General features: G+C 63.5%; 10 protein-coding genes. 2 read left to right on the top strand and 8 right to left on the bottom strand.

The annotated features are described in order from the left end of the window. Positions 1 to 42 precede the first annotated feature (42 nt). Positions 43 to 3,369 (top strand): glycosyltransferase, encoded by a 3,327-nt coding sequence (locus GWK36_RS13630; protein WP_166271905.1) that lies wholly within the window; start codon positions 43 to 45, stop codon positions 3,367 to 3,369. A 265-nt stretch (positions 3,370 to 3,634) separates the two neighbouring features. Here the strand turns inward: GWK36_RS13630 and dtd are convergent, their stop codons facing one another. From dtd to GWK36_RS13590, 8 genes are all read right to left on the bottom strand, one after another. Next, the gene (gene dtd, locus GWK36_RS13625; protein WP_166271903.1) at positions 3,635 to 4,072 is read right to left on the bottom strand and encodes a D-aminoacyl-tRNA deacylase; all 438 of its coding nucleotides are present in this window, start codon (positions 4,070 to 4,072) and stop codon (positions 3,635 to 3,637) included. Between the two features lie 43 nt (positions 4,073 to 4,115). Beyond that, positions 4,116 to 5,066, bottom strand: a complete 951-nt coding sequence (pip, locus tag GWK36_RS13620; protein ID WP_166272759.1) for a prolyl aminopeptidase — start codon at positions 5,064 to 5,066, stop codon at positions 4,116 to 4,118. A 39-nt stretch (positions 5,067 to 5,105) separates the two neighbouring features. Beyond that, a complete protein-coding gene (locus GWK36_RS13615) occupies positions 5,106 to 5,798 on the bottom strand; it encodes a TVP38/TMEM64 family protein (RefSeq protein ID WP_166271901.1) in 693 nt (230 codons plus the stop codon). Next, entirely contained in the window at positions 5,798 to 6,505 is a 708-nt protein-coding gene (locus GWK36_RS13610; RefSeq protein ID WP_166271899.1) for a glycosyltransferase family 2 protein, read from the bottom strand. Before GWK36_RS13610 ends, GWK36_RS13615 begins: the two co-directional genes overlap by 1 nt. A 72-nt stretch (positions 6,506 to 6,577) precedes the next feature. After that, complete coding sequence (gene tgt / locus GWK36_RS13605) at positions 6,578 to 7,675, bottom strand: tRNA guanosine(34) transglycosylase Tgt (RefSeq protein ID WP_166271897.1); 1,098 nt, start codon at positions 7,673 to 7,675, stop codon at positions 6,578 to 6,580. Then, complete coding sequence (gene pdxA / locus GWK36_RS13600; protein WP_210756787.1) at positions 7,665 to 8,762, bottom strand: 4-hydroxythreonine-4-phosphate dehydrogenase PdxA; 1,098 nt, start codon at positions 8,760 to 8,762, stop codon at positions 7,665 to 7,667. The genes tgt and pdxA overlap by 11 nt, the downstream gene beginning before the upstream one ends. Then, positions 8,759 to 10,066, bottom strand: a complete 1,308-nt coding sequence (locus GWK36_RS13595; protein WP_425482762.1) for a peptidylprolyl isomerase — start codon at positions 10,064 to 10,066, stop codon at positions 8,759 to 8,761. Before GWK36_RS13595 ends, pdxA begins: the two co-directional genes overlap by 4 nt. A gap of 85 nt (positions 10,067 to 10,151) precedes the next feature. Continuing rightward, positions 10,152 to 12,632 (bottom strand): LPS-assembly protein LptD, encoded by a 2,481-nt coding sequence (locus tag GWK36_RS13590; protein WP_246237589.1) that lies wholly within the window; start codon positions 12,630 to 12,632, stop codon positions 10,152 to 10,154. A 161-nt stretch (positions 12,633 to 12,793) separates the two neighbouring features. Between GWK36_RS13590 and GWK36_RS13585 the strand changes: the two genes are divergently transcribed. Beyond that, a complete protein-coding gene (locus GWK36_RS13585; protein ID WP_246237588.1) occupies positions 12,794 to 13,861 on the top strand; it encodes an aminoglycoside phosphotransferase family protein in 1,068 nt (355 codons plus the stop codon).

Here is a 13,861-nt window from a genome sequence, read left to right as displayed (position 1 = left end):
CGCTGGCATCTCAGTTGGTTGAAGTCTTAAGGCCTGCTCATCATGCGTTTATTCAACCTTTTGCGCTCCTTGTGGCGCGCGCTCCCTTTAAGCCCGATATGGCGCCAGCGGATCAAACGGACCCTGCTCACCGGCCCCTGGGCCCGCCTGGGTCAGGCGCCGGCGCTCGATCTACCCGCCTGGAACGGCGACTGGCAGGGGTTGCTTGCCCCACTCGCTGAGCCTGCAGATCGGGTCTTGGTGATCGACTGGCAGCCGCCGACCCCAGATCGCGACTCCGGCTCGGTGCGCCTGCGCGCCCTCCTTGAGCTCATGCGCGAAATGGGGTTTCAGGTCGAGCTCATCGCCGACCGTCCCCCGCCCGAGCCCCGCTATGTCGAGGATCTCTTGCGCCTTAAGATCCAGACCTTCGTCGGTCAGGACGCAGCGCTCAAACGCCTCGCCGCATGCGGGCACCGCTACAGCCACATCTGGATCTTGCGCCCCGAGATGATGGAGCTATATCTCGCGCCGGTGCGCGCCCATGCCCCGCAGGCCCTGGTGATCTATGACACAGTAGACCTCCATTGGGTGCGGTTTGGCCGCAGCATCCCCTATGCCGCGGACCCTGAGGCCATGCGCCGGCAGGCCGAGCATTACCGGCGGCTCGAGCTCGCCAATGCCCGCGCCGCCGATCGGGTGGTCGCCATCACCGATGAGGAGCGCGCGCTCTTGCTCACCGAGGACCCGGGGCTTGCGGTCTTCGTCCTGCCCAATATCCATGCGGTCACCGAGGAAGTACCCCCCTGGGAGGCGCGCCGCGACCTGTTGTTCATCGGCGGCTTTCAGCATGCCCCAAATGTCGATGCCGTGCATTATTTCGCCGCCGAGATCCTACCCTTGATCCGCGCCGAGCTGCCTGAGGTCCGCCTGATCATCGTCGGCAGCCAGATGCCGGACTCCATCCGCGCCCTGGGCTCGTCCGCGATCGAGCCGGTTGGCTATGTCCCCGAGGTCAGGCCCTCTCTCGATCAGGCGCGGGTCTTCGTCGCCCCTTTGCGCCAAGGTGCGGGGATGAAGGGCAAGATCGGCCAGAGCCTGGGGTTTGGTCTGCCGGTGGTGACTACGGCGATCGGCGCCGAGGGGATGGGGCTCGTCCATGAGGAAACCGCCCTGATCGCCGATGACCCCGCTGCATTCGCCCAGGCCGTCGTTCGGCTCTATCGCGACCGCGCGCTCTGGCAGCGGCTCTCCCAGTCAGGTCGGGAGCTGGTACGGGCGCGCTATACCCAGTCGGTGGTCAGCCAGAGGTTGCGGGCAATCTTGGCAGGAGGGGAAAGGACCCAAACGGCTCGCTCAGGGGCAGAGGAAGGTCCATCCGTTAGACCTGTAGAGGACGCAGCGCCTATCGCTATCCCTGTGCTTCCCCAGATAGAGGGGGCCGCCAGCGACCGCGCTCAACCGCACCCTGCTCACCATGATCCAGCTATACCCCCTGCCGAGCGCCGCGTCCTGATCCTGGGGATCTATCTCGCCGATGCCCCAAACCATGCCCTTGCCATCAGCCGCGAGTTGCTCGCCGCACGCGACTGGCAGGTCGATCTGCGTTGGGCGGCGATCGGTGGGCAAGAGGATAGGGTGCGCGATGCGCACCCTAAGGCCCCTGCCTCCACTGTTGCCTGCACCTCTGAGCCGCCGGCCCTAGCGCTCGATGAGCTCACTTGGTTGCGCCTCTCAGAACCGCAATCCAAGTTCGCCCTGCTCAATCGTCTGCTGGAGACCGTCGAGGGCGGAGCCGAGCGCTATCGCTATCTCTTGGCGGTGGATGACGACATCGAGCTGCCTCCAGGCTTTTTGGACCATTTTCTCGCCATCCAAGAGCGATGCGGTTTCACCCTGGCCCAACCGGCGCGCACGGCCGATAGCTTCATCGATCATCACTTTGTGATGCAGCTTCAAGAAGTCGAGGCGCGCAAGACCCGGTTTGTCGAGATCGGGCCGGTCTTTGCCCTCAGGCACGAGGGCTTTGCAGTGATCCTGCCGTTTGATGAGAGGGCACCCATGGGCTGGGGGCTGGATTTCGTCTGGCCGCTGCTCCTGGAGCGAGAGGGCTTAAGCCTTGGGATCATCGATGCGGTCGCTGTCAGGCACGCCCTGCGCCCGCCGGTGAGCACCTATGACTATGCCGAGACCCAGGCGGCCATGCAGCGTTTTCTCGCGGGGCGACCGCACCTCGGCCTGCTCGATGCCTGTGTGTCCTTGGCGATCTATCCGTCGTCAGGTACCGGCGAGATGCCGGCGCCCCAAACGGCTGGATTTCAGGAGGCGGCAAGCGCGCGCGCCGGCGCCAGGGCGCAGCGGAATGACCCAGGCGCGGCGAAGGGCCCAAAGTCCCCGCCGACCCCTTGGCTGAGCGCCATCCTCTGTACCCGCAACCGCGCCCAATTGCTTGCCCGCGCCTTGGCGGGTCTATGCGCCCAGACCCTGGACCCCGAGCGCTTCGAGGTCATCCTGATCGATGACGGCTCGACCGATGAGACGGCGCAGGTCGCCGAACACTTTGCCCCCTGGCTCAATCTGCGCTATAGCCGGCAGCCGCATGCGGGTCTTGCCGCGGCCAAGAATCATGGGGTGTGTCTGGCGCGTGCGCCCATTGTGGTCTTTCTCGACGATGACGACGTGCTCGACAGCCGCGCCCTTGAGGAACACCTCGCTGCCCATCGGCGCGAGCCGGACCTGGCGCTTGCGGTGTTGGGTTGGACGGGGCTAGGCGGCAAGGCGGCGCGCTCGCCCTTGATGCGCTATGTCACCGAGGTTGGCTGTCAGCTCTTTTATTATCCGGCGCTCAAGGACGTCCAGCTGCTTGATTTCAGCTTCTTTTGGGGCGGTCGTTCGTCATGCAAGCGCGAGCTCTTGCTGCGCGAGGGGCTCTTCGATCCCCAGTTTCGCTTTGGGGCCGAGGACATCGAGCTTGCCTTTCGTCTGCGCCGGGCGGGGCTGCGGGTGCGTTATCACGCGGCTGCCAAGGGCTATATGATCCGCGACCTGAGCGTCGATGACATTGCCAGACGCAGCGTGCTGCAAGGGCGCTCCAACTGGGCCTTTTATCGCAAGCACCCGCAGCCCGAGGTTTGGGACTGGGCGCAGCTCGCAGGGATCGAGGCGGAGTGGATGCGGATCGCCGAGCACTATCCGCGTCTCTTGAAGACCGCCCGCGATCTCGACCGCTGGGCGCGGGCGAGGGTCGAGCAGGACCTGCCGCTCGACCCCCTGGGGACAAGCCTTTTACATTGCGCCTATGCCGCACTCCTGCGCGCCAGCCGCATCAAGGGGACGATCGAGGGGATGCACGAGGGAGCTGATCGGCTACGTCGAGATTTTGCAAGATGAAAATGACGCCAATGCAGCATAGCATTGGTGCTCTGTACAGCCCAGTACAGGTCTATGTTTCGCAGATGCCACAAAACAAATCAAAGGGTGTTCAGTGCCCGGCTGGATGGCTCGCGCGCGCAAGAACCAGAAGCTGCGCGATGCTGTGAGAAGCGCCATTGAGGCAGTGTAGGCATGATCTTTATCCCCCAGATCGCGCTTGTTCGAATTCCGTCGGCAACTGGCGTACAAGGCGGCGCTGCGCGCTGGCATAGCGGTCGTAGAACTAAGTCTCCAGCCAGAAGGTCACTGGGCCGTCGTTGATCAAATGGACCTGCATATCGGCCCCAAAACGGCCGGTTGCCACCTTGGGATAGACGAGACGGGCCTGTGCCGTCAGATAATCAAACAGCCTGCGCCCCTCCTCGGGCGGGGCAGCGGGGGTGAAGCTGGCCCGCGTCCCTTTGCGGGTGTCGGCGGCGAGGGTAAATTGGGGCACCAACAATAGCTCCCCCGCGATGTCACGCAGACTCAGATTCATCCGCCCCTCGGCGTCGGGAAAGACGCGATAGCCGAGCAAACGTTCGAGCAGGCGGTCGGCGTGCGCCTCGGTATCGCCCCGTTGGACTCCGACAAGGACCAGGAGCCCGCGCCCGATGGCGCCGATGACCTCGCCCTCGACTACGACCTGGGCCGAGCTGACCCGCTGTAACAGCCCGATCATCGCTAATCCCCCGCGTCGGGTACGCAGCGCGCCTTATCCCTGTTCAACCCAACTCGCGGGCAAAGCGATCGGTCGCAGCGACGAGCGCGCGGCAGATCCCTGGCTCGAGCGCCGAGTGCCCAGCATCTGGGATGATCTGAAGCTCTGAATCCAGCCAGGTTTGATGGAGTTCCCAGGCCGAGCGCAAGGGGCAGATCAGGTCATAGCGTCCCTGGACGATGATGCCTGGGATACCGCTCAAGCGGCCTGCGTCGCGCAAGAGCTGATTGGGGGCGAGAAATGCCTGATGGACGAAATAATGGCACTCGATGCGCGCAAGGCTTAAGGCGCGCTTGGGGTCGGCGAAATGGGCCTCGATTGCTGGGTTGGGCAACAGGGTCGCGGTGCGCCCCTCCCAGACCGACCAGGCATGGGCGACCTCAGCGCGGATCGCATCATCCGCGCCGATCAGCCGCCGGTAATAGGCCCCGACAAGGTCAGAGCGCTCGGGCTTGGGGATGGGCGCCAAGAAGTCCTGCCAGTAATCGGGAAAGCACCAGTTTGCCCCTTCTTGATAAAACCAGCGGATCTCCTCGGGGCGGCAGAGAAAGACACCGCGCAGGATCAGGCCCAAGACCCGCTCGGGGTGGGTCTCGGCATAGGCGAGCGCCAGGGTCGAGCCCCAGGAGCCGCCGAAGACTAGCCAGCGCGCGATCCCTAGGTGCTCGCGAATGCGCTCGATGTCGGCAACCAGGTCCCAGGTGGTATTGGTCTCGATCGCGGCATGCGGGGTCGAACGCCCGCAGCCACGCTGGTCGAAGAGCACCGCCCGATAGCAGTCGGGGGCAAAGAAACCGCGATATAAGGGGTCGCAGCCTGCACCTGGCCCACCGTGCAGAAAGACCGCCGGCAGGCCATCTGGACGCCCGCATTCCTCGACATAGAGTTCATGACCGTCGCCGACGGCGAGCCGATGGACGGCGAAGGGTTCAACGCTGGGATAGAGTTCATGCACAGACATCTGGTGGGGTCTCAAAGGGGCGATCGTCCATCGCTAGTCGATGATCCGTCCGGCATCTTTCGATTGTAACCAGCGCCGCCCCATAGCAAATAACATGACCATTAGGAGCAAGGCCGCCCCGATCTCCCACGAGAGGAGACGGCCTTTGACCAATTCACTGCCGATGAGGGTATAGGCGAGTATCCCCGGGATGATGCCGATGGCATTGGCGAGCAGATAGGTCGCCAGCGGCAGCCGAGCGATGCCGGCTAGGTAGCCGATGAAATCGAGGGAGACGATAGGGGTCATGCGGGCGATCAAGACGATCCAGAAACCGCGGCTCGCGCCGACAGCGATCAATTGTCTCCACAATCCGGTCATTCTCCAGCGTCGCCTCAGGGGCTTCCCCGACCAATAGCCGATGGCATAGGTCGCCCATCCGCCGGCCATGCCGCCGGCCCAAGACAGCAAGGTCCCCCACCAGACCCCGTAGAGGGCGCCGTTGGCGGCGGCGATCACCGAGCCGGGCAACGGGGCCAATATGGATTGGATGACCATCAGCAGGATGCTTATCAGCGGCGTCCAGCCGCCAAAGGTACGCAGGATGGCCACCAGCTCCTCAGGGGATGCGGCATGAACAAGACGGTCTATCGTTTCGCTCCAGCCAATCCAGACGGCCAGTAGCGCGCTACCCAAGAGGATAGCCGCGCTCAGCAGGGCCCAGCGCCATCCGCGGGAGCGGGCCATCAGCGGGTCATGCTCCAGTATCCCCAATCATGGCGCAGGAGGCGTTGGGGAAGGGGCACGCGCATCCCCAGCGCAATAAGGGCACAACGGGTGATGCTGTGCAACAGTTTGCGTACCGCACCGCGCTTGAGCCGGCGGTCGTCGAGCGAGTATACCGCCAGATCAGGGGCGAAGCGGACACAGTGGCCGCGATGGGCGAGGCGCAAAAAGAGCTCGCTGTCCTCGTTGACCGGTAGGTCGCAGCGAAACCCGCCGACTGCATTCAGCACCTGACGCCGCACTGCCATATTTGACCCCGAGGCCGCGGGGAAGCCCAGGGTGTGCGCCAGACGCTGACCGGCGACAAAGACCGTGCTATACCAGCGATAGTCAGCGGTGGCGTATTTGGGGCCATAGATGGCGTCTGCGTCGTAATAACGGCCGAATCGCTCGAAATAGCCCGGGACAAAATAGACATCGGCGTCGCTAAAGATCAGCCATTCGCCCGAGGCGGCTGCGGCGCCGATCTCGCGCGCCTCGGCGATCCTAGCCGATGAGCGGATGATCCGGGTATTGTGCGGGCGGATGCGCTCGATGAGTGCCGGCGTCTCGTCATCGCTGGCGTCCACGACCACGAGCTCCACCTCGTCGGGCAAGGAGCGTAGGAATCGATCCATCAAGGCCGCTTCGTTGCGCGTTGGGATCACGACGCTCAGGGTATCGAGCACTGTGCACCTCTATCTTTGACCAGCGGCTTTGTACTGCCGAATATGGTTCGGAGCGATTGGCGCCGGTCCTCGCTAATTTTGATATGTCCTTTGGAACTCAGCGACGAATTCCGTGAATTGGCCGTTTGCGATCGCAGTGCGCATTCGGCGCATCAGGGTTTGGTAATAATGGAGATTGTGGATGGTAGCAAGGCGCGCGCCAAGGATCTCGTTACAGCGGTCGAGATGATGGAGATAGGCGCGGCTGTAATGGCGGCAGGTATAGCAGTCACACAATGGATCAGGCGGTCTGGGATCGGTCCGGTGGCTGGCGTTGCGGATGCGCAGCACCCCCTGATGGGTGAAGAGATGGCCGTTGCGGGCGTTGCGGGTGGGGATGACGCAGTCGAACAGATCGATCCCGCGCACGACGGCGGCGACCAGATCCTGGGGTTTGCCGACCCCCATGAGATAACGGGGTCGGTCGGCAGGAAGCCTGTCAGCCAAATGGTCGAGGATGCGCAATCGGTCGGACTCGGGTTCGCCGACCGATAGCCCACCCACGGCATAGCCATCAAAGCCGATGCGAAGCAGACCCGCCAGTGAGCGCTCGCGCAGATGTTCATGCATCCCGCCCTGGACGATGCCGAAGAGCGCCGCCGGGCTTGCGCCATGGGCCTCCCGTGAGCGCTCGGCCCAGCGCAATGAGCGCTCCATCGAGGCGCGTGCCTCTTCCTCGGTAGCAGGGTAAGGGGTGCATTCGTCGAAGATCATGATGATGTCCGAGCCCAGGGTCTGCTGGACCTCGATCGAGCGCTCTGGGCTGAGAAACACCGGACTGCCATCCACTGGCGAGCGGAAATGGACGCCGTCTTCGCTGATCCGGCGCAGTTCGCCCAGGCTCCATACCTGAAATCCGCCCGAATCGGTGAGGATGGGCCCATCCCAATGCATGAAGGCATGTAGCCCCCCCAGGGTCTGGATGACCTCGGCACCTGGACGCAGCATCAGATGAAAGGTATTTCCCAGGATGATCTGGGCGCCGGTTGCCTCTAGCTCCTCGGGTGTCATGGCCTTGACCGTGCCATAGGTGCCGACCGGCATGAAGGCGGGGGTCTCGATCGTGCCGCGCTCGAGGATCAGGCGGGCACGGCGGGCGAGTCCGTCGCGGGCGAGGACCTCAAAGCGCATCGCTGGTCTCTCCCGCGCCTAGGTCTGGGGAGCTTTCCTCCTGCTGCGCTCCGCGAGCGTTCTGGTCCACTCGAGGCGAACAAATACGAGATGACTGAACCAATTGACAGGCGAGCAGCAGCGCCTGGCGCAAGCTGCCGAGGTCGGCACGATCTGTCCCTGCAAGTTCGAGGGCCGTGCCGTGATCGACGGAGGTGCGGATGATCGGTAGCCCTAGGGTGATATTGACCGCATGCCCAAATCCCAGATGTTTGAGGACCGGCAAGCCCTGGTCGTGATACATGGCCAGTACCGCATCGACATCCTGCAGACGGGGGGGGACGAAGGCGGTATCGGCAGGCACTGGGCCGATCAGACGCCAGCCGTGGGCGCGTCGCTGCGCAAGGACCGGCTCGATCACCTCGATCTCCTCGCGCCCCAGATGCCCGCCCTCGCCGGCATGGGGATTTAAACCGCAGACCAGGATGCGCGGCTCCCTGATCCCAAAACGCTGGATCAGGTCCTGATGCAGGACATCGACTACCCGCGCAAGCGAGGCGCGGGTGATGGCCGCGCTCACCTGGTTCAAGGGCAGATGGGTGGTGGCCAGGGCGACGCGCAGCCCGGGGATGGCGAGCATCATCACCGGCTCGCCGCCGCAGTACTCGGCCAAGAACTCGGTGTGACCGGTGAACGGGATAGCGGCGTCATTGATGATCCCCTTGTGCACTGGGCCGGTGACCAAGGCGTCGAAACGCCCCTCCAGACAGCCCGCGCAGGCCCTTTTTAGGGTCTCCAACACATAGGGGGCATTGGCTGGGTCGAGCCGACCTGCCTCGACTGGGTGCGCCAGCGGCACCGGCCAGATCTTCAGCCGGCCAGCGCGTTGGGGGCTGGGCGGCTGACTGGGTTCGAAGGGCTCGATGCCAAGCTTAAGCCCCAGGTGCGCTGCCCGCTCGGCCAGGAGCTCGGGATCGGCGATGGCGACAAGCTCAGCAGGAGCTGATTCGGCAGCCGCCAGGCGCACGATCAGGTCTGGACCCACACCGGCAGGCTCGCCCGGGGTGATGGCCAGACGCAAGACCGATGGTGATTGGGCCTTGTTCATCCCTGCTCCCCCTCCTGCTCCAATCGGATCTCGATATAGGCCTCGTCGCGCAACTGACGCTGCCATTCCTCCATCGCCTCCTCAGCCTTGCGCCGTTGTAGGGCCTCGCGCGCCTTGATGCGCATCAGGTCTTCGCTGGCGCCGCGATTGCGCCGCTCTTCGACCTTGAGGAGATGCCAACCAAAGGGGGTCTTGAAGGGTTCGCTCAGGGCACCCGGCGCAAGCTTGTTCATCTGCTCCTCGAATTCGGGCACCATCCGCCCCGGCTCGACCCAGCCAAGATCGCCGCCCTTCAATGCCGAGCCCGTGTCGTCGGAATGGGCGCGGGCAAGTCCTGCAAAATCTTCACCGTTCAACAGCCGTTCGCGCAATTGCATGAGCCTTTGCCGGGCATCCTCGTCCGAAACCAATTCATTGGTGCGGATCAGGATATGGCGCGCATGGGTCTGGACGATATCCTTGGGTTGGGCGGCCTTGATCCCGCTCAAGCGGATGATGTGAAAGCCGCTCGGGCTGCGTAGCGGATCGGTGATCTCGCCCTCGGCCAGGGTATAGGCCAGATCGGAGACCAGGGTGGGGACTGCTCCCATCTCGAACCAGCCGAGGTCCCCGCCCTCCAGGGCATTGGCGCCGTCCGATTCGCGTACAGCGACTGCGGCGAAATCGGCGCCGGCGCGCAACTCGACCACCAATCGCTTGGCCTTGTCCTCGGCGCGCTTGACCTGTTCGGGGGTCGGGTTATCAGGCAGGGCGACCAGGATGTGCTGGAGGCGCACCTGTTCGCGTTCGACCAGACGGTCTTTCTCGCGCGCCAGGAAACGATCGACCTCTTGTTCGCTGACCTGGATCTTGCCGAGTACCTCTTGGTTTTGCAGGCGACTGCTGAGGATCTGGGCACGGGTATCCTCGCGGAAATCCGCAAAACGAATGCCGCCGGCCTCGAGGGTCTCCTTGAGCTCCTCGACCGAGATGCCATTGCGCCTGGCGATGTTCTCGATTGCCTGCTGGAGGGTGGCGTCATCGACCGAGATGCCGAGCTGCTTGGCGCGCTGCTGTTGCAGGTGCTTGAGGATCAAACGGTCGAGCACCTGCTTGCGCAATTGCGTGGGCGGCGGGGCGGTGCCACGCTGCTGGAGCTGAGGGATGACCAGGGCCAGCTCGCGCTCCAATTCGCTTTGGACAATGACATCATCATTGACCACGGCCACGATCGCATCCAGCGGCTGGGCGGCGCGCAGCGGCGCGGCGGTCAAGGCCCACAAGAGACCAAGGCAGCCGAGCAGCAGGGCGCTGAGGTGCCTCACCCTGGGCGCAAGGCCGTGATCTCCGGGATGTGACAGCCTCTGCCGGCCAAGGAGCCCGGATCGATGCACTGCCTCCTGTTGGTTTCTAATCGGATTGATACCCATAGATCCCTCGTTGCAAGACCTTGTCGATGGCATTGCCGACTGATCCAAGCCCGGCAAGTTCCAATTGCAGCATGAGGCTGGTGCTCGCTGGCTGATTGGCATCGCGTTTGAGATGCTGGCCTAGGATGCGCATCCGCCAACAACATTCACTAAATTCTATCCCCGCAAACGCCTCGACCGTTTCATCGTTCAACAGCGAATAGAGCCAACGTCCGACCATCCGTACCCGGGAACCGAGGGGCAGCTGGAAGGCGAGATCGGCGTTTTCATATTCTTCGGAGCTCTGGGTACCCAGATTGTAATGGTAAGCCAGGCTCAACAGGCGGTCCTTGGCTGGGGCATAGCGCACCTGGATGACCTGTTTCTCCCAAGAGTGCTCCCTGCTGTCTGGGTTCCATTGCAGTTCGGCCTGGGCCGTCCAGTCGCGATGCAGGCGCAAACCGATCTCCCCGGCCAAGGCGGAATGGTTGGGATCAAGCACCGCCGGACCATCCAGTTGCACCCGCTGGTCGGCAAAGTAATAGATCTGGCCAAGGCTCAGGCGCCACAGCTCATCGCCGTCGTCTTCCCGAAGGGTGCGAGTGGTCAGGCCCAGGGTGAGCCTGTTGTCATCGTTGATCCGGTCATAGCCGGTGAAGCGGTTGGGGCGAAACAGGCTGGCGAAACTAAAATCGAGCGCCGTGGTATCGAAGCGCGGATTGTCCGTCTGATCGGCATAGGCGGTATAGACGTAATACAGGCGCGGTTCGAGGGTCTGAAGCGCCGGTCGCCCCAACCAGCCGGCCTCGCGCTCGAAGACCAATTGACCGTCGAGGTCGAAGCTGGGGATCAGATGGCTCGGCTGGCTGTCAGCCCCTGCCTTCTGGTCGATCAGGTCGTATTGGGTGTAATACAGGCGCGCACGGGGGATGAGATACCCGAAGCTACGGCGCAGCGGCCAGCTTAGGATGGGCGCGGCGACCAGACGGCTGCCGTGGATCGCCGAATCATGATCGAAATAATCGTAGTACAGCCTCAGGTCATACTCTAGGCCAGCGGCGAACGGCTGGGAGACACTGGTCAACTCGAGATGGGGCAACTGGCCATAAGGCCGGTTGGCTGGAGCGATCGAGGCATCGATGCTCTGGAACTGTTGCAGGCGACCCAACGCCCGCCAACCGTTGCCTTGATACTGGATCTCGGCGCGCTGGCTGAGATTGCGCAGGCTGGTGACATCGAGCCGATTGCCGAAATCGGTAAGATACCGGTCATCTGATACCGAAGCGTAGTCGATCGCCGTCCACCAACCAGGGGCAGGGCTGCCGCTCTCGGTAAACCGCAGGGCGCCGCGGACCCCCGCCTCCGGGTCTTTGGCATCCTGGGGCAGGATCTCGCCGTCGAACTCCAGACGCTCCCAGGCGCCCAGGTAGCGCCATTCGGCCCCGAGCATCAGGCCGCGCGCGCTCATCAGCCGCGGGGTCAGGGTGGCGTCCATCTGGGGGGCGATGCTCCAATAATAGGGGATGCTGAGGTCAAGGCCAATCTTTTCGGAACTGCCGATGGTGGGGATCAAGAAGCCCGAACGCCGGCGCCCGTCGATTGGAAAGGCGAGATAGGGCGTATAGAGCACAGGTACATCCCAGAGGCTCAGCCAGGCGTTGCGTGCCACTCCTTGCCCGGCTGCCTGATCGAGCATCAGGTCCTGTGCCCGCAGCGACCAGGCGGTGTTTCCCGGCGGACAGGTGGTATAGAGGATATTGCGGTAGCGGCTTTTCTGATCATCCAGCAACCAGGCTGCTTCGGCGGCACCGCGCAGATTGGTCTGGCCATAGAGTCGATAGCCGGCCTGTTCGAGCCGTCCGTCTTTGCTTTCCAGGTTGTAGTCGGCACGTTCACTGATCAGGCGCAGCCCAGGATAGTCAAGGATGACGCCGCCGCTGGCGCTTACCGATGCCGTGCGCCGGTCATAGATCGAGCGCGCGGCACATAGCCTGGCCTGACCCTGGACCACCTCGATGTTGCCCTGGAGTTGGACAAGATCACGCGCTTGGTCATAATCGACCAGGTCAGCAGTGATCTCGACCGGCTGGCGTTGGGCCTTGGCTGCGGGCTGGGTCAGCGGCATCCGGCCCCTCCCCAAGCGAGGCCCGCAGGTATCCCAAGCTAGCCCCTCGTGCAGACGTTTGTCCTGGGCGCGCTCCTCGATGGAGATAGGCAGTTGCTGGGCTTGTGGTCGCTCATCGGGTGGGGCGATCTCCAGGCCCAGCGGTCTCTCGGGAACGAGTGGGGCCAGTTGCCCCGCTGTTTCGACCGGTTGGCTGGGGCTGAGCTGTGATCCGCCGGTGACCTGCACCGGAGGGAGAGGTCGCAGGTCAGTCTTGACCTCGGGACTGGGTTCGCCGGCCTGCGCCGGCACCAACACGAGCGCAGAGAGCGCAGCAGCACACACACGCCATTTGCGGTCAGCCGGTCTGGGCATCATACGGGAATGAAGATGCGGGGAGATGGATAGGAGGCAGCGATGAGACCCTTTGGGGGGTTAACCATGGCATATCCAGGGCGCACCCGCAATCATTGGCTGCAGTTCTGCCCCTGAGCTATAGCGATGCAAGGCGGTATCTAGCAACAAATGAGGTGGTGTCGATGACCCAAGGTGCGATAGGCCCTGCCCTGATGGGGCAGGAGGATGTCAAAGAACGCGATGCGCTGTTGCGGTCTTGGTTGATCGAGGTGCTGGGGGAGAAGCCCTTGGCGCTCAGCCCCGCCTCAGCGGACGCGAGTTTCCGCCGCTATTGGCGGGTGCAGGTAGGCAATCGGACCTGGATCGCCATGGATGCCCCACCTGGGCGTGAGGACTGCGGGCGCTATGTCAGGCTTGCGCGCCTGCTGCGCGCCTACGGGGTCCAGACCCCAGAGGTCCATGCCGAGGACCTCTCCCGAGGGTTTTTGTTGATCTCGGATCTGGGGGATCAGGTCTATCTGAGCGCATTGAACGATGCCACCGCCGACCGGCTCTATGGTGATGCCCTGGAGACACTGCTGTTGATTCAGACCCGGCTTCCGCAAGCCGGCCTTCCCGAATACGACGCCCCTTTTTTGCAGCGCGAGCTTGGGCTATTTCGCACCTGGCTGGTCGAGGGGCTGCTGGGCCTGGAACTCATGAGGCCTGAGTACCGGCAATGGGAAGGGGTCGAGGCCCTCCTGATCGCCAACGCCCTGGAGCAGCCGCGGGTCTTCGTCCATCGCGACTATCACTCGCGCAACCTGATGTTGACCGAGCGCGAAAACCCCGGGGTCTTGGACTTCCAGGATGCGGTCTCAGGCCCGTTGACCTATGACCTGGTCTCGCTCCTGCGCGATTGCTATATTGCCTGGGACCCCGAGCGCGTCTGGGGCTGGGCCCTGGATCACTATGATCGGCTATGCAGCTGCGGTCGGCTTGTAGGCGTCGATGAACAGCGCTTTCGTCGTTGGTTTGACCTCATGGGCGCCCAACGCCACCTCAAGGCCGCTGGCATCTTTGCGCGCCTGAGCCTGCGCGATGGCAAACACGGCTATCTTGCCGACATCCCGCGCACCCTGGGCTATGTCATCGCGGTGTGCGGGCGTCATCCCGAGCTTGCCGCATTCGGCGAATGGTTGCAGGGGCGCATCCTGCCGGCGCTCGCCCATCTCGTCCCTGTCCGGCGACCGGATATGGATATCAATTGA

This window comes from Caldichromatium japonicum (assembly GCF_011290485.1).
GTDB lineage: Bacteria > Pseudomonadota > Gammaproteobacteria > Chromatiales > Chromatiaceae > Thermochromatium > Thermochromatium japonicum.
Note: the sequence above shows the minus strand (reverse complement) of the source record. Positions and strands in the feature narration are given on the sequence as shown.